Consider the following 21587-nt stretch of genomic DNA (forward strand, 5'->3'; position numbering starts at 1 on the left):
GTGTCTGCAAATGCCAGTCCCTCTGCTGCGGCTTGCCATTTCATTCCCAGGTAGCGTTGTTCAAAGCGCTTTAAATGCGCCTTGGGGAAACTGTCGAACGAGGACTGCAGCGCGTCATAGTGAAAGTGCGCGTACCAGATCGGTTGGTCAGCCTTAGCCTGCCGGTTCGAGTCGATTCCTGCAGGTAGTCGTCTTTGCCGTCAGGGCGTTTGTCCCTGAGCTTTTTACGCGCGCCGATTTTTCGAATCACCACTCGGCCTTTACCGGCCAGATAGTCCAGGTAGCCTTCAGTCGGCGTTGGGCTTTCCAGGCTGCGTTGGATCCGTAAGGCTTCGCCTGCCTGTTCAAGCGCAGTTGCACGAGTGCGTAATTGATCGACAATCGGGTTGCCCGCGTCCAGGCTTTGCACGTTGTTGGCGCGAATCCTGAGTTGTTTGGCTTCGGTGACCAGCCTGTGTTCGAGGTTGATCGGCTCCATGGTTTTGTACCCTCGCACCTGCTTTTCAAAAGCATCCACTGCGTCCAGGCGGGTACGGGCATCCGCAAGCGTGGCGCGGCGGTCGGTGGGCAGCGCAGGCGGGGCGGCGGCAGGTTGGCTCTGGGTCGGGTTCAAACGGTAGGTGTTGCTGTCGCCAACCCTATCCCATACCTCAGTGGGATTGCCGTCGGCGTCGCTGATGATGAATTGTCGCGGTGATTGTTGCCCGGCGGGTTTTTCGGTGCCTATCAATAGTTGCCCGTCCTCGGTTTCAAAGGCCTTCCGAGTAGCGTTTGGATTGGGCTCGGAGGCGGGTTTCTTGATGGCCCGTTCGGCTTTTCGAATCAAGCGGTCAAGGTCTTTTTGCATGAGTTGGAAAAAGTTCGGATCGAAATGATCTGGTGACCTCTCGTTCCAGGCACTCAGATCACGTGAGAATTCTTCATAGACCTTGATGCAGTTCTGCAATATTCGATTGCGTTCGACCCGGCTGATATTGGCTTCGGGTAGGGTCATGTGCGCGGTTAGAGCGCGGCTGACGTTGTGCCTGGCCTGATTCACCGCAGTTTCCTGGTAGATCCAGTCAATGCCCACGGTTTGCTGTCGGCGGGTGATGGGGTGCAACAGTTGGCCGCTGCGCATACTGGTAATGCGCAGGTCGGTAAATTTCTGCTTCCAATGAGCCAGGTTGGCCGCGACCTCTGTGCGCGCCGCTCTGGCGGTAATGCGTTTGCTCCAGGTGCCCATGTCCTTCATCGAGCGCTCTATCACGTTAAGATCATCAAGTATGTTCAGGCGGCATTGCCTCACTTCATTGAGCAGTGTTTGAGTGATGGGGGAGGCTGGAGACAGGTTATCCAGTTGCTGGGTGATCGCGATGGATCGGTCAAGTGACGCCACGGAACGGTTGCTGGCATGGTGAATCAGGTGATTGAGTCGGTCCGACACAATGTGGGCTGTTTTACTCAGTTCTGCTGCATAGTTGAAGTCGGGTAGGCGGACTTGCTGTTGCTGGGCCAGTTCGAGCGACGTATACATCTTCTTGGCGCTTTCGATGTCCCTGGCCAGGTCGACATCCAGGGCTTTGCTGTCTGTTGTTCTTTGAGTGGACGTGGTTGAGGGGGTTGGATAGTCGCTTGCGTATTTTCTTAACTTTGCGGTGCTGGCATCGACTTGGGTCTTAAGGTTGTTGTATTGGGTTGTCACATCGTTACCGAGCGTAGCGCGCTGCGTATTGACCTCCAGCGCGGGTGCCGGGAGTTGCCGATTGACCGCCGGTGGAACGCTGCCCGGCTGGGCTTCCCCACGCCCTCTGCGCCGGCTGCCACCGCCATAAACGGTGTTGCGACCACCATGCAGCGCTCCGTAAGTGTCCCATTGCAGGGCAGGGTCCAGCTCGACGACCACACTGTCGTACCTGTTTCTGGCAATCAGGCGCATTTCTCCGGTGCCGGCGTCGTACCTGACTCTGTAATAACGCCCTTCACTGAAGATGAAGTAATCGCCGGACACGTTATGGCGCAAGGTGTGGCGATAGGGCCCGGTCAACACCGGTTGCAGGCTGCCGCTTGCAAGGGGGGCTGGGTGTTCGAAGCCAGCGAAGCGCTGGCGAGTGGTGGTGCCCTGGCGGCGTTTCAAGGATCGCCAGAAGCTTGGGCTTGGCGCCTGTTTGCCTTGGCGTGCTGCGGTCAGTTGGCGGGCGGTGCTGGCGCGTGCGCTGGGCACTGCGGCCATGGCCAGGGCATCCATGGCCGCATACAACAGGCTTTCGAACACCGAGGCCAGCAGGTCGATGCCATCGTCGATATCACCGCGCCGGAACGCAGCAACCGCCTGATGTAGGCTGATGCGAGCGTCTACCAGGGATACGGCGGTGCCAACCACCGGGACAATACTCAGGGCAATTTTGATGCCGTTGAACACCTTGGCGCTTTGAAGATGGTACCTCTCATTGGCCAGATCATCGTTGGAGCGCGAGTCATTACGATGGGCTTCGAGCAGGCGGCCCCTATGGGCATTCAACTGATGGACAGCCAGCGAAGTGGTGGCCGGCCAAGCAAAGCCTGACTGGATCATCGCGTTTTGGTCTTTGTCGATGGCCTGGCCGATGCGGCTGATGTGTGCCCGTACGTCCCCCTTGATTGCACGGCCCGCGACATACTCCAACATGCTGTCGAGCCGGCACAGTTCAAACAGAGCAAGGCGCGCCTTTTCAAGGCTGGCATAACCGCGCAGGTAGCGTTGGTCGGGGGCGTCGGGTAGGTAGAGCACGATGCTCCCGCTGTTCTGTTCCTCAATGAATGTGATACCCGATAGTGTGATCGGGCTTTCCTGGTTTGTGTCCTTGCCGCCTATGCTCAGGTGGGCCGGCAACAGGCGGATGCGCTTGCCATCGACATCCCAGGCGCTCTGGGTATCGGCATCGATCGCTGTATTGAGGGTACTCAGTTCGTCGTTGTTGATATGGTTTTGCATGACCGCCAGCAGGCCTTGGGCCTTGAGCATCAGACGCAGGGGCTCGACCAGGCATTCGCGGCGGTACTGTTTTTGGAATGTAGACTCCTCCGGTGAACCATCGAAGGCCCTGATAATCCGCGTTTCATAGCGTTGCGCCAGATTGAGGTCCTTGACCATGGCCGCCAGATAGTGGCTGGTGACACCCGCCTTCAGGGTGTTGCCTTCGAGGGGATCATCGGCCGTCACTTCGACGCTCACGAACCCCAGGCGCAGACTTATATCAGAGCCGATGTTGAGTAAGGCCAGGGTATCCAGGGGCATCTTGCTGCGTTTAGCGCTGGGGACATCGATCATTTTGATTGGCGAGCCCGGCGCGGCACCGGCAACGATATCGCGCTTTTGCGCCACCGAGTCGGGCAGCTCCAGCTCCAGGGTAAAACCTTTTTTAATGCCGAAATCCTTGCGCAAGCGTGCATCCAGCTGTTGGCTGACAAACACGTCACGTGCTGGCAGCGAGCGTCCAAACAAGGCCTGTGAACGGGTCAGCGCGGGGATATAGGCGCTCAGCAGTTTCTTTAGGGTTTCGTGTTTTTCTGTGGACTGTAGGCGCATCCACGGTTGCATGTCGTTGGCCAGCACCTGGGCATTGTACTGCTCGATGAGTTGCAGGTACGCGGCCTCGCGTGCCGCGTTATCCGGGATCAGCAAGCTCGGCAGCGTTTGTGCACGCAGTCTTTCCAACTCACCGGCTAGCGTTGCGGCGTCTTCCGGGGCGGACCAGGTTTGGCGCAGTCTCGCGGCTTTTTCTTCGAAGGCGGTTTGTTGACTGCTCAGGCTGTACTCGAAGGGATCTTGGGCCAATGGCTTGAACTGCAGGGCCAGTACCTCATCTTGGGGATGGATGGCGAACAAAGCTTCTTCCAGCGCCTGTCGGGAGGCGAAGCGTTGCAAGCCGCCGTCGTTACCGGGCCAGTAGACGAAATGCGTGCCGCTGCCGGTGGTTGGGGTTTGCGGGTCCTGGGGGGGAAGCAAGACCAGCGGCCCGTTGAGTTCGGTGTGTGTCGGCTGGAGATCGCCGGGCCGCTTGACCGACAACACCAACGTCATGACGTCAGGCTCAGGCGTATCCAGGGCACTGGTGATCTGTAGCAGTTCGGCTTCGGTGATCTGGTCCAGAGCCCGCTGAATGTTCGCCTCGATCCGCAGCCCCTGCAGGCGCGCCTGGTAGAGCGCGGAGTAGTGGGTGTTGAGTGCGGCGAAATCCAAGTGTCTACGGTTCAGCATGGCGCGTGCCGCGTCTTCAGCGGCGCGTTGCTGCACTTTCAGGTTGTCCAGTTGCTGTTTGAACGATTGCCAGGCTGGGCTCGTCGGGGTGTTGCTGCCGAACAGTTTTTCCAGGGCGCGGCGGTGCTGTCTTATCAGGACCTTGCGTTGGCTGGCGTGCATGCCGTTATGCAGCAGGCCGAACTGTGGCAGGTTGCTGTCGACTTGTGCATCGACGGTCGTCCCCGGTTGGTCGGGCGCTTGCGCAAAGAGTGCCTGGGCCCGGCGCTGAACATCGCGTTGGTCAATATGCTGGCTGGCCTGGTAGGCATTGTGGATCTTGACGTGGGCCAACGGCTTGATCGCGTCCTGGTATTGCTGGTTGGCCAACTGCTTGAGCCAAAGGTTGAGGCCGGCTTCCAGCGGGTTGTTGTTGATCTTGTACTCGATACTGGCCAGGGGATCGATGTCGCTGGCTGCGAACAATGTGGTTTGCCGGTCGAGCAACCAACGTTCCAGGTCCAGGCGCCGGCTAAAGGTATGCCAGGCAGGCGCCTGTGTCGGCAGGTACACCAGTTGGCTGACCGGTTGTTCTGTATCCAGGGTCAGGACCCAGGCGCCGGGCAGCGCGATGGCATTGGCCCCGGTGCGCTTGAGCAACAGCTGCTCGGCGCAGAATTTTGGCGCGTCGGCCGTGGGCGCTACCGGGTTGATCAGCGAGAACAACGGTGTGAGCACTTCGGGATGGATCTTTTTTTCGGCCAGCAAGTGTTCACCACTGGCTTCGAAGTGGATCCGGTAGAGTTCGATCGCCCGGTTGAGGCAGGTCAGAGGCGTATTGGGGGCCCGCTCCGTGCGCCAATAGCGCAACCAGTTGTCCTCGATCGCTTGCTCCAGATCCAGGGTTTTAAGCTCATCGAGCAGTTGGGCAACGGTGTGTTGCGCCAGGGGCGGTTGCGCCGGCAGGTAAAGCAGGTTGCATTCCGGTATTTGCGTCGTGTCCAGGTTTGGGTGTTGTTGCAGGTAGAGGCAGGCATCGGTCAGGCTGATCAGGCTGCGGCTGCGTTGTTCGGTAGCGGGGAATTGCAGCATCACGCGCTCGCCGTCCAGTTGCAGATCGGTTTGGAGCAGGCGGTTGATCGAACTGCGAACCGTCGGAATGCCGGCCATCAGCGTGAGCATATCGCGGCGGCAGTCTTGCCAGCGTTGGGTGGCGTCGACCAACAGGTCTTCGTCAATGCTCGGTAGCGGCAGTGGAGACCAGACGCCGAAATCGGTGGGGCCTGTAGTGTGGGTCATGGTTTCAATCCTTGAAGTAGGGCGTTGGAGCGCACAGGCCGCTACGTTGCGGACTGTGCTGAAGTGAACAAGCTTTATTCGCTGGCGACCCAAAGGGGACGGTGCTCACGAAAAAAGAGAGCCTCATTAACGTTGAGCAAGAGGAAGGTTGTGGCCTACATAGTTAGAGGCCGATGACCGCTCGGCGTCATTCATCAAATTGTCACGCAACTGTGGCAGCGCGCTTGAACAAACTTCATCAGACTCGCGCTCTACTGGGGTTCTGCGTTTCGGTGTTTTTCATGCGTGTGTTGCTTTTACTGGCCGCTCTGCTATTCGGCCTGCCGTCCTTTGCGGCTTCTCGATGTGATGTCAATGTCCCGACCCAAACCGTCGACCTGGAACAGGTGAGCATCGCCTACCAAAGTATCGGGCGGGCGTCGGACCCTGCCTTGCTGCTGGTGATGGGCCTGGGTGGGCAGTTGATCCATTGGCCGGATGAAGTGGTGGTCGCCCTGTGCGAGCAAGGGTTTCGGGTGATCCGTTACGACAACCGTGACGTCGGCCTGTCCACCTGGCGGCAAGCGCCGGCCAGTGCCAACCTGACCTTCGAGGTGCTGCGCTACAAGCTCGGTTTGCCGGTGGCTGCGCCGTATACATTGACCGACATGGCCGACGACGCGCTGGGCTTGATGGATGCGTTGCAGGTGCAGCAATTCCATGTCCTTGGCGCAAGCATGGGCGGCATGATCGCCCAGCACCTGGCGGCAATGGCGCCGCAGCGGGTGGAAAGCCTCACGTTGATCATGACCAGCTCCGGCGCCGAGGGCCTGCCCGCCCCGAACGCGGCGCTGGTGCAATTATTGTCACGGCGCAGCGCGCCCAATCGTGAGGTGGCCCTGGAGCAGCAAGCCGATTTGCTTGCGGCGCTGGGCAGCCCGAATGTGAAGGATGATCGTCAAGCGTTGCTGCATCAGGCGGCGCTGTCCTACGACCGTGCGTTCAACCCCGAGGGCGTCAAGCGCCAGATCATGGCGATCCTCGCCGAGCCCAGCCGCGTGCCGTTGCTCAACCAACTGCGCGTGCCGACCCTGGTGGTGCACGGCACGGCCGATCCGTTGTTGCCGGTGATGCACGGCGTGCACCTGGCCGCGCATATCCAGGGTAGCCAGTTGAAACTGATACCCGGCCTGGCCCACCGTTTCCAGGAAGCGTTCAAGGCGCCGTTGCTGGCGGCGGTGTTGCCCTACCTGCAGTCTCATCGTGAAGATACCGCGCACTGGGCGCAGATCGACTTGGGTGAGCCTTCGAAGGTGTTGTGAAGTTGGTGTATCGTGCAACCTTTGCGGCGCATTCAAGCCAGCGAGGTTGCCTACCATGAGTACTCCCCTGAAAATCGATTTCGTCAGCGACGTGTCCTGCCCCTGGTGCATCATCGGCCTGCGCGGCCTGACCGAAGCCCTCGACCAGCTTGGTGCCGAGGTGCAGGCCGAGATTCATTTCCAGCCGTTCGAGCTGAACCCGAACATGCCCGCCGAAGGTCAGAACATCGTCGAGCACATCACTGAAAAATACGGCTCCACCGCCGAAGAATCCCAGGCCAACCGTGCGCGCATCCGCGACATGGGCGCAGCGTTGGGCTTCGCTTTTCGCACCGACGGCCAGAGCCGCATCTACAACACCTTCGATGCGCATCGCCTGTTGCATTGGGCCGGGTTGGAAGGCTTGCAGTACAACCTCAAGGAAGCACTCTTCAAGGCGTACTTCAGCGATGGCCAGGACCCGTCCGACCACGCGACCCTGGCGATCATTGCCGAAAGCGTCGGCCTGGACTTGAAGCGCGCCGCCGAAATTCTCGCCTCTGATGAATATGCCGCCGAAGTGCGCGAGCAGGAAAAACTGTGGATCACCCGCGGAGTGACCTCGGTGCCGACCATAGTGTTCAACGACCAGTACGCTGTCAGCGGCGGCCAGCCGGCTGAAGCCTTTGTGGGCGCGATTCGCCAGATCATTGCCGAAGCGCGATCCTGACGCCGCTCTAATGTGGGAGCTGGCTTGCCAGCTCCCACACTTGATACTCATTGTTTTCAAAAACGGCGCTCATCCAAACGCTGGCCCATCCCTTGCATTACCCCCCTAAAGCCCGGCCGGCCTGCGGTTGGGCGCTGCCATTAGGGGTGAAACACTACCTTGAACATACTTGACCTCGACCACAGCCTTACCGGCCAGGCACCCATTGCCCGACGGTTGGCCAACGGCCGGGCCACGCGTCTGGACCTGCTCGATCTGGGGCCGAAACTGCGCCTGTGGTCCACAGAAAAAACCTGGAAACGATTCACCGAACGCCTGGCCCAACGGCCTCGGCCCAGGGATGCGCGCCCGGAAATCCTGTTTGTCGGCTCCGGTGACTATCACCACCTTACGCCGGCCTTTTTGGCTGATTTGAAAGAGCCCGTCAGCCTGATCCACTTCGACAACCACCCCGACTGGGTACGCTTTGCGCCCAAGCGCCACTGTGGTTCTTGGGTCAACCGCGCACTGAAGATGCCGGCGATCAAGCGCATCGTCACCCTCGGCCCGTGCAGCGATGACCTGCATAACCCACAACTGCGTGGCGGCAACCTTGGCGCGCTCAAACGCGGGCAATTGCAGCTGTTTCCCTGGCAGCACCCGCCGTCGAAGGTCTGGGGTCGGGTCGGTGATGGAGCGGGTCACCAGCAGCAGGAAAACCACCTGCACTGGCGCAACCTGGCAGAGCTCGATTGGGCGAAATTCCTCGACCAGATGATCGCCAGCCTGCCCACCGAAGCGATCTGGATCACCATCGACAAGGATGTGCTGGCCAGCGAAGACGCCGCCACCAATTGGGATCAGGGCGGTATGCGCCTGACCCATCTGCTCCAGGCCCTGCGGGCGTTGGCGGCGCACAAACGCATCATTGGCATCGACGTGTGCGGTGAGTTCGCCACGCCGGAGTTCAGCAACGCGTTCAAGCGCTGGGAAGCCAAGTCCGACCAGCCGCCGCCGCAGCGCTGGAGCGTGCAAGATTTGCAGCGCAATGCCGCGACCAATGAGGCCTTGATCAACCTGTTTGAGGAGCTGTTCCCGTGACCCTGACCGTGGTGTTGCTGCTGGCGTTTTCCATTGTTCTCGATGTGATTGGCCAGCTGTGTTTCAAACTGGGCGTGGACCGCTTACCGCAACTCGATGGCGGGTTCAGCCTGCGCGCATTCTGGGGCCAGGTGTTCAATGCACCGTTGCTCTGGGCCGGTGTGGGCGCCTATGTCATCGAGTTTTTCGTCTGGCTCGAAGCCCTGTCCCGTGCGCCATTGAGTCTGCTGTTTCCGTTGGCGGCTTTGGCCTATTGCCTGGTGGTTCTGGCGGGCAGGGTGGTGCTCAAGGAAAGGGTCAGCCCAAGGCGTTGGTTGGGCACGCTGGTGATTACCTTGGGTGTGATGTTGGTCGCGATTGCGGGGAGCCAGGCATGACGACGCAGACAGTCGATAGCGGTTGGTTACATGGGCGCCTGGGCACCCTGGTGCTGTGGGCGCTGCTGATTGCCACCGAAAGCGCCGGGCAATTGTTTACCAAGGTGGCCGGTGATCAATTGGGGCAGATGGATTTCACTTGGCAGTGGCTGGCCGACGTGGCGCGTAACCCGGGGATCCTGGCGGCGATTGCCAGTTACCTGGGGGCGTTTTTTGTGTGGATGCTGATCTTGCGGCGCAGCAGTTTGTCGCTGGCGTTTCCCCTGAGTTCACTGGTGTTTGTGGCGGTGCTGCTGGGGTCGTGGTTGGGGTTGGGTGAGCACATCAGCCTGTTGCATTGGGTGGGGGTGGGGGTGATTATCGGTGGTATCGCGCTTTTGGCTGAGGGCGAAGAGCACTGAAAACTGTGCTGCGAATCACAGGCAAAATGTGGGAGGGGCGGTGCGACGATGCGACTTGCCCCTCCCACATTTTGGATGTGCTTACTTAAGGCAGAACTGCATCGGGTTCTAATCGAAGGTGTAGCTGATCGCCGTCTGCACCTGCCCCTGATTCACCTCGCCGGCCTGCTTGACGATGCTGCTTCGGGCCGCCGAGCCAACCAGATGCACCCAGCTTGCGCTGGTCAGCAGCGACCAGTGGGGCGCCAGGGGAAAGGCGAAGCTTTGGCTCAACATCACGTTCTGGAAGCCGCCGCTGGCGTTGTAGGGCCGAAAGCCGGTGGCGGCGGCTTCGTTGTTGTCTACGCCAAAGAAGGTATTGGCCTGGCGTGCATCGGCAAAATGCGCCACCAGCCCACTGCTGCCGATAATCCCGCCGCCCAACGGGTAGCCCAGTTCGCCGCCGATCTTACCCAGGGTGCCGCTCTGGGAGTGCCCGCCGCCCACGGCCTGGCCCAGTTGCGCGTAGACCCGCCAGAAGTTGGCCGGGGCGTACTGGATGAAACCGCCGACCTCAGCCATGTCCGACACATTGCGCAAGCCCTGCAACTCACCGTTGGAGGTACGCCCTGCCAGGTAATTGATATAGGGGCCGGCGGTGATGCCGTGGGTGTTCAGCGCGCTCCAGGTCAAGCCGTCGTCGGTGCTCAGGCTGACGTCGCCCCAATCCAGGTCCAGGTAGGGCACGGGCCGGGTTTCGTAGCGGCTGCCGGTGGGGTCATGGGGCTGATAGCTCAGGCCCGCGCCCACGTCGCCGCTGATGCCGTCTGCCCAGGCGGCACTGGAGCAGCCCCATAGGCCGAGCAAACCTGCGAATACGGCAGAAGTGATGTTGGTCATGGTGTACGTTCCTGAGGTGACAGGCGCGCATGAACGCGCAAACCCTCGCGCCTGCGCAAGCACTCATGTTGTTTGTAGCAAGCTACAAAAATTGTAGCTTGCAGCACGCCTATCACTGCGACTCTGCCGGCAAACCCCCAGCCCCACTGGGTTTTGACTAGTTGGCACACTCCCTGCTCTATCCCTGTTGCAAGCGCATACAGCGCGCTCTCTCAGGTACAGGTAGATGATCCACTGGCATATCGTGTGTGACTTCGATGGGACCATTACCCCCGCGGATGTCATCGACAACGTCCTCCAACGCTTCGCCGGCCCCGAGTGGGAAACCATTGAACAGCAATGGCTGGACGGGCATATCGGTTCACGCGAATGCCTGAGCCGCCAACTGGCGCTGATCAAGGCCACCCCAAGCGAACTGCTGGCGTATTTCGACAGCGTCGAGATCGACCCGGACTTCCCGGATTTCGTTGATCACGTCATGGACCTGGGCGCCTCTATCGAGGTGGTCAGCGACGGCATCGAGCAGGGCATCGCGCGCATCCTGTCGCGCAATTACGTGACCTTGTTGCCGATCCTCGCCAACCGCCTGCGCCAGATCGACCAGAACAGCTGGCGTATCGACTTCCCCTACGCCAGCGATGCTTGCCGCGCCGCTTCCGGCAACTGCAAGTGCAAATCCACCCCGCGCAACAAGCGTGTACTGGTGATCGGTGACGGCAAGTCCGACATGTGCGTGGCTTCCACCGCCGACTTCGTGTTCGCCAAGGGCAGCCTCGCCGAGTACTGCGTCGCCAACCACATTCCTCACGCGCGCTTCGACACCTTTGCGCAAGTGACCGCACTGCTGGCCAAGCTGCCCCAAGGCATCGCCGCCAACGCCACCACCTTCAACACCTCTTCTGACACTCAGGAACTCTTCCATCATGTCTGATATCCGTATCGCTACCGCCGAAGACCAGATCCTTCTGGATAAAGAAGCCAAGTATTGCTCCTACGGCGACACCGTTCACTACATCGAGCCTCCGCGTATTTTCAGCCGTTGCGAAGGCTCCTACGTGTGGGACACCGAAGACCAGGCTTACCTCGACCTGCAAATGTGGTACTCGGCGGTCAACTTCGGCTACGCCAACCCGCGTCTGAACAATGCGCTGAAACAACAGATCGACACCCTGCCGCAAATTGCCAGCCAGTACCTGCACAAAGGCAAGATCGAGCTCTCGGAAATGATCGCGGTCGATGCCAAGAAGAAGTTCGGTCTCGACGGCCGCGTGCACTTCAACGTCGGCGGTTCGCAGTCCATCGAAGACTCGTTGAAGGTGGTACGCAACGCCAGCAACGGCAAAAGCCTGATGTTCGCCTTTGAAGGCGGCTACCACGGCCGCACCCTCGGCGCCTCGTCGATCACCTCCAGCTTCCGCTATCGTCGTCGCTACGGCCACTTTGGTGAACGCGCCAACTTCATCCCATTCCCTTACCACTTCCGTGGCCCGAAGGGCATGACCAAGGAAGAATATGGCAGCCATTGCGTGCAGCAGTTCGCCCGTTTGTTCGAGACCGAATACAACGGCGTCTGGGACCCCAAAACCAACCAGTGCGAATACGCAGCTTTCTATGTCGAGCCGATCCAGGGCACCGGCGGCTACGTGATCCCACCGATGAACTTCTACCGCGAGCTCAAGCACGTCCTGGACCAGCACGGCATCCTGATGGTGTCCGACGAAATCCAGATGGGCTTCTACCGCACCGGCAAGCTCTGGTCGATCGAGCACTTCGATGTGCAGCCGGACGTGATTGTGTTCGGCAAGGCCCTGACCAATGGCCTCAACCCATTGGGCGGTATCTGGGCCCGTGAAGAGTTGATCAACCCGAAGGTGTTTCCGCCAGGTTCGACTCACTCCACCTTCGCCTCCAACCCGTTGGGCACCGCCGTCGGCCTGGAAATGTTCAAGATGACCAACGAAGTCGATTACGGCGCGATGGTCATGGCCAAGGGCAAGTTCTTCCTGGAAGGCTTGCAGGACCTGCAAAAACGCTTCCCGATCATCGGCGATGTCGACGGCCTTGGCCTGGCGCTGCGCTGCGAAATCTGCGGCCCGGACGGCTTCACCCCAGACAAGGCGACCCTGGATTACATGGTCGAGGAAGGCATGAAAGGCGACATGGTGGTGGACGGCCAGAAGCTGGGTCTGATCCTCGACGTGGGCGGTTACTACAAGAACGTGATCACCCTGGCACCGTCCCTGGAAATCAGCTACCCGGAAATCGAATTGGGTCTCAAGCTGCTTGAGCAACTGCTGGTGCGAGCGACCAATCGGTGAATGCGCAAGGGATCGACCTCGGTGAAGGTACCGCCGGCTTCGTTCTCGGTGAAGGTCCGGTCGGGATCCTGTTGATCCACGGCCTGACCGGCACACCGACCGAGTTGCGCCAGGTCGCCAAGGGCCTGGCCAAGACAGGCAATTGCACGGTGTATGTGCCCACGTTGGCCGGGCACTGCGGCGATAACAGCGACTTGCAGGCTACCGGCTGGCGTGACTGGTACGAAGGCGTACGCAAGACCTTCCTGCAGGTCAAGCAACGCCACGGGCAGGTGTTTGTCGGCGGCTTGTCCATGGGCGCGGTGATGTCCATGTATGTGGCCGCCGAACACCCAGGCCAGGTCGCCGGGCTGCTGATGTACTCCACCACCCTGAAGTACGACGGCTGGAGCATCAACAAGCTGGCGTTCCTCACGCCGTTGCTGATGAAGATTCCATTCGGCGTGCACGTTTGCAGCTTCGAAGAAAAGCCGCCCTACGGCATCAAGAATGAGCGCCTGCGGGCCATCGTCGAGCGACAGATGAAGGAAGGCGAAAGCAGCGAGGCCGGTTTACTGACCATGGAAGGCATTACCGTGCGCGAATTGCACCGCATGAACGCGGTGGTCAAAAAGCGCATGCCCGACATCAAGGTGCCGGCGCTGGTGCTGCATTCGATCGAAGACGACATCACCAGCCGCTGGAACGCCGACTACGTGGAACGCCACCTCGGCGGCCCGGTGACCAAGATTTTGCTGGATAACTGCTACCACATGATCACGGTCGACCTGCAATACCGACGGGTAATCGAGCTGAGTGCCGAGTTTGTCGAGCAGCACACAGCCTTCAGGTCAACGCCGGTCAAGGTGGGAGCTGGCTTGCCGGCGATGGCATCACTGCGGTCTGCCTGACGCACCGAGGGGCCTGCATCGCCGGCAAGCCAGCTCTCACATTTGATCGGCGTTCGCCATAGAAATAAGGGCAATCTGTGATAACCACCCAAGCCTTCCCGACCATCCGGGCGATCCAGCGTGACGCCTGGAATGACTGTTTTCCCGGTGCCCTGGAGGATTGGGACTATTACCTGGCTGTAGAAAACGCCGCTATCGATGATTTTCAGTGGCGTTACCTGGCGGTCTACGAAGATGAAACGTTAGTGGCTGTGGCTGCTGCGTTCATTACCCATTATCGCCTCGACACCACGGTGTCGGGGGCGGGCAAGCGCGTGACCGAACGCCTGGCTCGCCTGTGGCCGCAGGCTTTGCAATTGGCGCTGTACGCCATTGGTTCGCCGGTGGCTGAGCGTTGTGATGCGGGGGTCGCCAGCCATGTGCCCGAGGCCCGCCGCGCGTTGTTGTTGCGCCAGTTACTGGCGGCTGCGCGTCGGGATGCCGACCATTTCGGTATTGGGCTGGTGGCGGTCAAGGACGCGCCGACCAACGACCCGCATTGGGCCGACAGTTGTCGTGCGGCCGGCTTTCAGACCATGCCGAGCTTGCCGACCGGGGTGTTGCCGTTGCCCTATGGGTCGGTGGATGCGTACCTGGGCTCGCTGGGCAAATCCACGCGCAAGGACCTGCGTCGCAAGCTACGGGCACCCGGGCCGCGCATCGAGTGGCGGCACAACGTCGATGATGTGCTGCCCCAGATCATGCGCCTGTACGAGGCCACGCTTGCGCGCGCAGATCTACAGTTCGAGCGCCTGCCTGCCGCTTACTTCACCGGCGTGCTTGAACACCTTCACGAACGGGCGGTCTGTGTTCTTTACTGGGTGGACGAACGCCTGGTGGCGTTCAACCTGATCCTGCTGGATGAGCAGCGGCTGGTGGATAAGTTCTTTGGCCACGACATCGAATTCAGCCGTGAGTACAACCTGTACTTTCGCAGTTGGCTGACCAATGTCGACTATTGTATTGAGCACAATATCCCGGTGTACGAGTGCGGCCAGGCCGGGTATGCCAGTAAACTGCGGCTGGGGTGCGAGTTCGAGGGCAACAGCCTGTTCTTCCGCCACCGCAACCGGCTGGTCAACGGCCTGCTCAAGCTTGTAAAACTGTTTATTCGACCGGATCGTTCCGACCCTGCCATGGCTGCTGCGATAAGCGAAACCTGATGATCACCAAGACCCGCCAGAAAGCCCGCCCCTTTGCCATTTCGCGTTGGAGCGTCCAGCGCAAGCTGGTGCTGGCGTTCTGGCTGGTCAGCGTTATTCCGACCATGATTGCCGCTGAGCTGGCCGCCACCACGCTGTCGCAGATTTTCGACAGCAACGTGCGTATCTGGCTGCAAGAATCGACCAAGATCGTCAAGGATGAGATCGGTGACATCCTTCATGACAACGCGCGCATGGCCAAGCTGTTCTTGCGCTATACCAGCCCACCGTCGTCCAAACAGGCGGCCAAGCATGACCGGCTGACCGCCGACATTGCCGATGCCACCGATATCGACGTGGTCGCGCTGATTCGCACCAGCGACCACAAAGTGGTGTTCAGCACAGCCGCCGATGACATCGTCAGGCAGATCAACCTGACCAGCAATGCCGTGCTGCAGACCGTGCAAGTCGCGGGGGTGAGCACGGGGCTGGTGGTGTCAACCTTCGAGACCAGCCGCGATGGCGTTGATTACCTGTTGTTGGTGGCGACCTACCTGGACAGCAGTTTCCTCACCAGCGTGGCCGATGTGCACTCCCTGGACCTGCGTTTGTACCTGGCCAACCCGGCGGGTTTTTCAGAGATATTTTCCACCCAGCGTTTCGAGAATCACCCTTCGCGCATCCCGAAGAACGTCGAGGCCGCGCTGCGCAGCACCAAGCAGCCCAGCGAGCAATTCACTAACCAGTACAGCGGTTTGTACTGGCCGATCTTCAATGATGCCGGCGAACTGCAAGGCGTTATATTCAGCGGCCTGTTGCGTCACACCAGCCTGGTAGGGCTGGTGAACCAGAGCAACCTGTTCGTGCTGATCTTCCTGCTCAGCTCGGCGCTGTCACTGGCGGCCGGGGTGCTGGTGTCGCAGCGCCTGACCAAACCGCTGCGCGACTTGTCCCAAGGTGTGAACGCGGTGATCTCCGGTAGTTACGCGCATCGCGTGGTGGTCAGTGGCGGTGATGAACTGGCGCAGTTGAGCAGCACCTTCAACCACATGACCGAGCGCCTCGGCGAACTGCACCACCTGGAAGCCCGACTACGCCGGCGTGATCGGCTGCATGCCCTGGGTGAAGTCGCCATGGGCCTGGCCCATGAAATCCGCAACCCGCTGGGCATCATCAAGACCGCCACCCAATTGTTGCATCGGCGGGCCGACCTCGCGGAAACCGATAAGCGTCACCTGGAGTACGTCATCAGCGAGGTCAGCCGCATCAACGAGCTGATTACCGAGTTCCTCGATTTCGCCAAGCCCAATCCACCGATACGCGTGCTGCAGCCGGCACGTGCCCTGGTGGAAGAAATCCTCGGTTTCTGCGGCCCGGAGCTGAGCACTCACAATATTGATGCACAGATTGACGATCAGGCGCCCGACGCCACGATCTATGCCGATGCCAAGCAGCTCAAGCAGGCTTGCCTCAATCTGATACTCAACGCCATCGACGCGATGCCCGAAGGCGGGCGCCTGACCCTGGGCATCCGCAACGTGGGCGACAACACGGTGATCAGCATCGCCGATACGGGCCAGGGTATCCCGGCGGATATGGTCGAGCGTATCTTCACGCCGTTTGTCACCACCAAGGCATCGGGCACCGGACTGGGCCTGGCCAAAGTCTATTCGATCATGGAAAGTCACGACGGCAGCATCGAATGCGCCAGTGAGAAAGATGCCGGCGCCACCTTCAGCCTGTACATTCCGGCTAACGGTGAAGACGACGGCGAGGATGAGGACGGGCATGACGCATAACGTATTGGTGGTGGACGACGAGCCCAAGCTCTGTGATTTGCTGACCCAGGCCCTGAGCCAGAACGGTATCCAGGTGTTCAGCGCGGGCAACGGCCTGCATGCGCTCAAGGTGCTGGGCGAGGAGGACATCGACCTGGTGATCAGCGACTGGCGTATGCCGGGCATGGACGGGCCGGCATTGCTGGCCGAGATCAAGGTGCGCTATCCACAGGTGCCGGTGATTGTGATGACCGCCTACAGCACGGTAAAAAATGCCGTGCAGTCGATGCGCAACGGTGCCTATGACTACATCGCCAAGCCGTTCGATATCGACGAGCTGGACATCACCGTGGCCAAGGCCCTGCAATTTCGCGACATCATGCGCGATAACGCGCGGATGCGCGCCGAGCTGGATGAACATGCGCAGTTCGACAGCCTGGTGGGCGACAGCCCGGCGTTTCGCAAGGTGCTGCAAGCCGTGGACTCGGTGCGTGACAGCAGCGCAACCATCCTGCTGACCGGCGAAAGCGGCACCGGCAAGGAAATGGTCGCCCGCGCCATCCACAAGCATGGCAGCCGCGCCGACAAACCCTTTGTGGCCGTCAACTGCGCGGCGATTCCCGAAGGTTTGCTGGAAAGCGAGATGTTCGGCCATCGCAAAGGCGCCTTCACCGGCGCCGTGGCCGACCGGGTAGGGCGCTTCATGCAGGCCGACAAGGGCACGCTGTTCCTCGATGAAGTGGGGGACATGCCCCTGGCGTTGCAGGCCAAGATTTTGCGCGCCTTGCAAGAGCGGGTCATCGAGCCGGTGGGCGATCCACGCGAGCGCAAGGTGGATGTGCGGGTCATTGCCGCCACCAACAAGAACCTGCTGGACGCAGTGGCGAACAAAGAGTTTCGCGAAGACCTCTACTACCGCCTCAACGTCTTCCCGATTCCATTGCCGGCCCTGCGTGAGCGCGTGGAAGATATCGCGCCCCTGGCCCGGCATTTCGCCCAGACCTTGAGCGCCACCGCCGGTAAGCGCATTACCGGCTTCAGCCCCGAGGCATTGCAGGCGATGGCGGCGTATCACTGGCCGGGCAATATCCGCGAGCTGCAAAACTGCGTGGAGCGCGCGACCATCGTGGCAGCGTCGCCGGTGATCGAGGATATTGATTTGCCGGGTTATCTGTTTGCTTCAAAACCGAGCGAGGGCGATGTGACGGCGATCCTCAGCGACGGCCCGGGCGTGCCGCAGGATCTGGATGCGGCGCTGGCCGAGGTGGAGAAAGCCTACATTCTGGCGGCGTTGCAGGAGAGCAACGGGGTGCAGGCCGCGGCGGCGCAGCGGATCGGCATTTCCGAACGCAGTTTCTGGTATCGACTGAAGAAACTGGGCATTCAGGTCGACAAAATAGTCCGCTGATGCTGCGTAGCTAAAAAATGTGGGAGGGGGCTTGCTCCCGATAACGGTGTGTCAGTCAGTACATATTTCCCTGATCCACCGCTATCGGGAGCAAGCCCCCTCCCACATTTCTTACCGAGTTGAGTCAGGAGTGGAGGCGAACCCAGATGCTGACAAGGATCGAGGCGGCCATCAACCAGGCCACGGCGGCCACTGCCAGGGACGCTTCCAGCCGCATCCGATCGACCATCACATACAAGGTTGCCAGGTACACAAAGTACGGAATGATCGACCACATCCCGAACACGATGGTGGTCTTCAAATCCTCCACCGAACGCCCTTTGCCGACGATGTAGTGGGCGATCAGCGCGAAGGTCGGAAACAGTGGCACCAAGCCTGCGATGTAATAGTTTTTGGTCTTGGCCAGTGCCGCCAGGATCAGCACCACCGCCGCGCCAAGTGCGGCCTTCAAGAACAGATCCATCAGTGGCTCAACCCGTATTTCTTGACCTTGTCGAACAGCGTGGTCTTGGCCATGCCCAATTCCTGGCTGGCCTGGGTCAGGTTGCCGCCGCTACGCTGCAGGGCGTCCACCAGCAGGTTGCGCTCAAAGGCTTCTACCGCTTCGGTAAAGGCCAGGCCATGGTTGCCGCTGCTGGCGCCGCTTTTCTTGAAGGCGGGCAGCCCCAGGGCAAAACGTTCGGCGACGTTGCGCAGTTCACGCACGTTGCCCGGCCAGTCGTGGCTCATCAGGCTCGACAAGGTCTGGTTGTCCAGCTCCGGCACCGCCCGGTCGAAGCGCAGCGACGATTGCTGCAGGAAGTGTTCGAACAGTTGCAGGATGTCTTCGCGCCGCTCGCGCAAAGGCGGCAGTTCCAGGGTGACCACGTTGAGGCGGTAGTACAGGTCGCTGCGGAACTGGTTGGCGCGGCTCAGTTCGTCGAGGTCGGACTTGGTGGCAGCGATTACCCGGCAATCCACTGCCACGCTCTGGTTCGAACCCAGGCGCTCCAGGGTGCGTTCCTGCAGCACCCGCAGCAGTTTGATCTGCAGGTTGATCGGCATACTTTCCACTTCATCGAGGAACAGCGTGCCTTGGTGGGCGTGTTCGATCTTGCCGATGCGGCGTTTGCCGGCGCCGGTGAAGGCATTGGCCTCGTGGCCGAAAATTTCGCTTTCGAACAGGTTTTCCGGCAGGCCCCCGCAGTTCAAGGCGACGAACTGATGGGAGTGGCGTCGGCTGAAATCATGCAGGCAACGGGCAACCAGCTCCTTGCCAGTGCCAGTCTCACCTTCGATCAGCACGTTGGCCGACGTGTCGGCGACGTTGGCGATCAGCTCGCGCAGGTTCTGCATCGCTGGCGAGCGGCCAATGATGCGGCCTTCCAGCGAATCACGCTCGGCCAACTGGCGGCGCAGTGACCAGACCTCTCGCGCCAGCCCACGCTGCTCCAGGGCGCGACGGGCAACATCGACCAGGCGCTCGGGAGAGAAGGGTTTTTCCATGAAATCGTAGGCGCCGTTGCGCATGGCGCCGACGGCCATGGAAATATCGCCATGCCCGGTAATCAGGACCACCGGCAGGCTTTTATCCAACGCCTTGAGGCGGGTCAGCAGCTCCAGACCATCGATGCCCGGCAGGCGAATATCGCTGATGACGATGCCGGCAAAGTTTTCGCCGATACGTTTGAGCGCTTCTTCGGCGCTGCCCACGCCGACGCTGTGGATGTCTTCCAGCGCCAGGGCCTGTTGGCAACCGAGCAGCACGTGGGGATCATCTTCGACGATCAGCACGGTCAGTTCTTGGGGATCAGTATTCATGTCGACTCAACTTTTTTAGCGCCCGCCAGCGGCAGGTTAAGGACAAAGGCAGTACCACCACCGGCCGGGTGTTCCACGGCCAGGCTGCCACCGGTCGCGGCTGCGAGGCTCGCGGACAGGGTCAGGCCCAGGCCCAGGCCTTGTTCGCCGGGCTTGGTGGTGAAGAAGGGTTCGAACAAATGCTTGCGTGCCTCAGGGGCGATGCCGTGACCATTGTCGCGTACCAGCAGGCGGTATTTGCCCTCGGTACTCTGGCCCTCCAACCACAATTGCGGCGCCGGTTGCGTCTGCATCGCGTCCAGAGCATTACCGATCAGGTTGACCAGAATCTGTTCCAGGCGTGTCTGGTCGATCTGCAACTGGGCGGGTGCGAAGTCGCGGTGCAAGGTCAGTGGCAAACCGTCCAGGCGTGCGCCCAGCACCTGGAACGCAGCGTCCACGGCCTTGCCCAGGCTGGCTTCGCCCTGGTCATCGCCGCGCCGGGCGAACGAGCGCAGGCTGGCGGTGATACGGCCCATGCGGTCGATCAGTTCGTTGATGGTCTTGAGGTTGGTGCTGGCGGTGTCCAGGGCGCCGCGCTCAAGGAAGCGCACGGTATTGCCGGACAGGGTGCGCAGCGCGGCCAGCGGCTGGTTCAACTCGTGGGCGATGCTGGTGGACATCTGGCCGATGGCGGCGAGTTTGCCGGCCTGCACCAGTTCGTCCTGGGCGCGGCGCAGGGTCTCTTCGGCCTGGCGCCGTTCGCGGATCTGGCCCTTGAGCCGTTCGTTACTGGCGCGCAGGTCGGCGGTGCGTTCGGCGATCCGCCGCTCCAGTTGGCTGTTGGCTTCCTGCAGGGCTTCCCGAGCGGCGAGGCGGGTGGCGATGACCTTGCGTCGCTCGTTCCAGGCAATCAGCAGGAAGGCGACAAGGCCGAAGGCAACTGCCACCAGGATGCCCTGATTGATCGCGGCACGGCGCAGATCATTGAGCGGGGTGAGCAGGGTGAAATTCCACGGCGTGTCGTTGAGCGGTCGGGTTTGCGCCAGGTAGCTGACGGCGTGCTGGTCGTTGACCACTTCCGAATTGGCCGGGAAGGTCAGTTTCTCGGTGCCTTCGTTCAGGCGCTCGCGGGCCAGGGGTTGCAGTTCATTGAGCGTCGCCCAGTAATATTGCAGGCTGTGGGCCAGGCGATCCTTGGTGTCATCGCTCAGCGGGCGTACAGCCTTGAGGCGGCGCGCCGGGTCACTGGACAGAATGATGATGCCATTCTCGTCGCTCACGAACGCCTCGAGACGGGCGCGCTGCCAGCGTTCTTCGAGGGCTTCGAGGCGCACCTTGACCACGGCGACGCCGATGATCTTGCCGTGCTCTTCCAGGCCATGGGCCAGGTAATAGCCGGGTTCGCCGTTGGTGCTGCCGATACCGTAGAAACGGCCGGGCTGGCCGCGTACGGCATTCTGGAAATAGGCGCGAAAAGACAGGTCCTCACCCTGGTAACTGTCGGCATCGCGCCAGTTACTGGTGGCCAGCACGCGGCCGGTGGTGTCCATCACATAGATGGCTCGGCTGCGACTGCGACGATTCAGGCCCTCAAGGTAGTCGTTGACCGTTTTGCGGGTTTCCTGGTTCGGCTCGGCCAGCAATTGCGACACGCTGGACTCCAACTCCAGCAGGCTGGGCAGATAGGTGTATTTGCTCAGTTCACTTTCGACGGTGCGGGCGTGCAACTCCAACTGGCGTTCGCCGTTGTCGCTGAGGGTGCGGATGCCATAGTACTCGCTGACCCAAAAGCCGATATAACCCAGGCCGATCATCAGGGCGATGATCAACGGCGGAAGGAACAGTTGGCGTATCAGACGAGGCTTCACGGCAAGTGATGGCGGCGCGGCGCGATATTGATTGGGGTCGCATTTCATCACAGATGCCTTGGGTCAACCAGAGCTGCCAGCCTGTGCGATCCAGTGTGGGAGGGGGCTTGCCCCCGAT

Annotated in this window: 16 protein-coding genes; 11 read left to right on the forward strand and 5 right to left on the reverse strand. The window is 60.7% G+C overall.

Translation table 11 applies throughout. The features are described from left to right. Positions 1-70: 70 nt before the first annotated feature. Entirely contained in the window at positions 71-5497 is a 5427-nt protein-coding gene (locus tag E3O56_RS08480; RefSeq protein WP_248128094.1) for a DUF6543 domain-containing protein, read from the reverse strand. A gap of 281 nt (positions 5498-5778) precedes the next feature. Here E3O56_RS08480 and E3O56_RS08485 point away from each other — a divergent pair, with 281 nt between their 5' ends. The 5 genes from E3O56_RS08485 to E3O56_RS08505 all read left to right on the forward strand — a co-directional run bounded on the left by E3O56_RS08485 (position 5779) and on the right by E3O56_RS08505 (position 9365). After that, positions 5779-6798 (forward strand): alpha/beta hydrolase, encoded by a 1020-nt coding sequence (locus E3O56_RS08485; RefSeq protein ID WP_032877553.1) that lies wholly within the window; start codon positions 5779-5781, stop codon positions 6796-6798. 55 nt (positions 6799-6853) lie between these two features. Continuing rightward, the gene (locus tag E3O56_RS08490; RefSeq protein ID WP_032877552.1) at positions 6854-7507 is read left to right on the forward strand and encodes a DsbA family oxidoreductase; all 654 of its coding nucleotides are present in this window, start codon (positions 6854-6856) and stop codon (positions 7505-7507) included. Between the two features lie 159 nt (positions 7508-7666). Then, positions 7667-8587 (forward strand): arginase, encoded by a 921-nt coding sequence (locus E3O56_RS08495; RefSeq protein ID WP_032877551.1) that lies wholly within the window; start codon positions 7667-7669, stop codon positions 8585-8587. After that, positions 8584-8964: an EamA family transporter gene (locus tag E3O56_RS08500; protein WP_032877549.1), complete on the forward strand. Its 381-nt coding sequence runs from the start codon at positions 8584-8586 to the stop codon at positions 8962-8964. The genes E3O56_RS08495 and E3O56_RS08500 overlap by 4 nt, the downstream gene beginning before the upstream one ends. Continuing rightward, the gene (locus tag E3O56_RS08505) at positions 8961-9365 is read left to right on the forward strand and encodes an EamA family transporter (protein WP_078820405.1); all 405 of its coding nucleotides are present in this window, start codon (positions 8961-8963) and stop codon (positions 9363-9365) included. Before E3O56_RS08500 ends, E3O56_RS08505 begins: the two co-directional genes overlap by 4 nt. Before the next feature lie 108 nt (positions 9366-9473). On the opposite strand, the gene E3O56_RS08510 is transcribed toward E3O56_RS08505, so the two are convergent. Further along, on the reverse strand, positions 9474-10244 hold the full coding sequence (locus E3O56_RS08510; protein ID WP_248128095.1) for a MipA/OmpV family protein: 771 nt from the start codon (positions 10242-10244) through the stop codon (positions 9474-9476). Positions 10245-10470: 226 nt separating this feature from the next. Here E3O56_RS08510 and E3O56_RS08515 point away from each other — a divergent pair, with 226 nt between their 5' ends. The 6 genes from E3O56_RS08515 (at position 10471) to E3O56_RS08540 (ending at position 17819) form a co-directional block, all read left to right on the forward strand. Beyond that, on the forward strand, positions 10471-11175 hold the full coding sequence (locus tag E3O56_RS08515) for an MtnX-like HAD-IB family phosphatase (RefSeq protein ID WP_248128096.1): 705 nt from the start codon (positions 10471-10473) through the stop codon (positions 11173-11175). Next, on the forward strand, positions 11168-12562 hold the full coding sequence (locus E3O56_RS08520) for an aminotransferase class III-fold pyridoxal phosphate-dependent enzyme (protein WP_005785231.1): 1395 nt from the start codon (positions 11168-11170) through the stop codon (positions 12560-12562). The genes E3O56_RS08515 and E3O56_RS08520 overlap by 8 nt, the downstream gene beginning before the upstream one ends. Next, positions 12559-13452: an alpha/beta fold hydrolase gene (locus E3O56_RS08525; protein WP_005785233.1), complete on the forward strand. Its 894-nt coding sequence runs from the start codon at positions 12559-12561 to the stop codon at positions 13450-13452. Before E3O56_RS08520 ends, E3O56_RS08525 begins: the two co-directional genes overlap by 4 nt. Positions 13453-13529: 77 nt before the next feature. Continuing rightward, positions 13530-14654, forward strand: a complete 1125-nt coding sequence (locus tag E3O56_RS08530; RefSeq protein ID WP_032877545.1) for a GNAT family N-acetyltransferase — start codon at positions 13530-13532, stop codon at positions 14652-14654. Then, positions 14654-16432 carry a HAMP domain-containing sensor histidine kinase gene (locus E3O56_RS08535; protein ID WP_248128097.1) on the forward strand — a complete coding sequence of 593 codons (1779 nt, stop codon included), beginning with the start codon at positions 14654-14656 and terminating at the stop codon, positions 16430-16432. Before E3O56_RS08530 ends, E3O56_RS08535 begins: the two co-directional genes overlap by 1 nt. After that, on the forward strand, positions 16422-17819 hold the full coding sequence (locus E3O56_RS08540; RefSeq protein WP_005785239.1) for a sigma-54 dependent transcriptional regulator: 1398 nt from the start codon (positions 16422-16424) through the stop codon (positions 17817-17819). The genes E3O56_RS08535 and E3O56_RS08540 overlap by 11 nt, the downstream gene beginning before the upstream one ends. Before the next feature lie 124 nt (positions 17820-17943). Here E3O56_RS08540 and E3O56_RS08545 read toward each other — a convergent pair whose 3' ends face one another. Genes E3O56_RS08545 through E3O56_RS08555 form a run of 3 tightly spaced genes read right to left on the reverse strand, consistent with a single transcriptional unit; the run spans position 17944 to position 21517 of the window. Beyond that, positions 17944-18282: a GlpM family protein gene (locus tag E3O56_RS08545; protein WP_034118321.1), complete on the reverse strand. Its 339-nt coding sequence runs from the start codon at positions 18280-18282 to the stop codon at positions 17944-17946. Further along, positions 18282-19619, reverse strand: coding sequence for a sigma-54 dependent transcriptional regulator (locus E3O56_RS08550; RefSeq protein ID WP_032877540.1), 1338 nt, complete (start codon positions 19617-19619; stop codon positions 18282-18284). The genes E3O56_RS08545 and E3O56_RS08550 overlap by 1 nt, the downstream gene beginning before the upstream one ends. Further along, positions 19616-21517: a sensor histidine kinase gene (locus E3O56_RS08555; RefSeq protein ID WP_032877539.1), complete on the reverse strand. Its 1902-nt coding sequence runs from the start codon at positions 21515-21517 to the stop codon at positions 19616-19618. Before E3O56_RS08555 ends, E3O56_RS08550 begins: the two co-directional genes overlap by 4 nt. Positions 21518-21587 lie beyond the last annotated feature (70 nt).

It is taken from the genome of Pseudomonas sp. W2Aug9 (assembly GCF_023127755.1).
Classification (GTDB): Bacteria; Pseudomonadota; Gammaproteobacteria; order Pseudomonadales; family Pseudomonadaceae; genus Aquipseudomonas; species Aquipseudomonas synxantha_A.

Excerpts from the sequence above, each read along its gene's own strand:
- E3O56_RS08480 (WP_248128094.1), bottom strand. The coding sequence starts at position 5,497 with ATGACCCACACTACAGGCCCCACCGATTTCGGCGTCTGGTCTCCACTG.
- E3O56_RS08485 (WP_032877553.1), top strand. The coding sequence starts at position 5,779 with ATGCGTGTGTTGCTTTTACTGGCCGCTCTGCTATTCGGCCTGCCGTCC.
- E3O56_RS08490 (WP_032877552.1), top strand. The coding sequence starts at position 6,854 with ATGAGTACTCCCCTGAAAATCGATTTCGTCAGCGACGTGTCCTGCCCC.
- E3O56_RS08505 (WP_078820405.1), top strand. The coding sequence starts at position 8,961 with ATGACGACGCAGACAGTCGATAGCGGTTGGTTACATGGGCGCCTGGGC.
- E3O56_RS08510 (WP_248128095.1), bottom strand. The coding sequence starts at position 10,244 with ATGACCAACATCACTTCTGCCGTATTCGCAGGTTTGCTCGGCCTATGG.
- E3O56_RS08515 (WP_248128096.1), top strand. The coding sequence starts at position 10,471 with ATGATCCACTGGCATATCGTGTGTGACTTCGATGGGACCATTACCCCC.
- E3O56_RS08520 (WP_005785231.1), top strand. The coding sequence starts at position 11,168 with ATGTCTGATATCCGTATCGCTACCGCCGAAGACCAGATCCTTCTGGAT.
- E3O56_RS08535 (WP_248128097.1), top strand. The coding sequence starts at position 14,654 with ATGATCACCAAGACCCGCCAGAAAGCCCGCCCCTTTGCCATTTCGCGT.
- E3O56_RS08540 (WP_005785239.1), top strand. The coding sequence starts at position 16,422 with ATGACGCATAACGTATTGGTGGTGGACGACGAGCCCAAGCTCTGTGAT.
- E3O56_RS08545 (WP_034118321.1), bottom strand. The coding sequence starts at position 18,282 with ATGGATCTGTTCTTGAAGGCCGCACTTGGCGCGGCGGTGGTGCTGATC.
- E3O56_RS08550 (WP_032877540.1), bottom strand. The coding sequence starts at position 19,619 with ATGAATACTGATCCCCAAGAACTGACCGTGCTGATCGTCGAAGATGAT.
- E3O56_RS08555 (WP_032877539.1), bottom strand. The coding sequence starts at position 21,517 with ATGAAATGCGACCCCAATCAATATCGCGCCGCGCCGCCATCACTTGCC.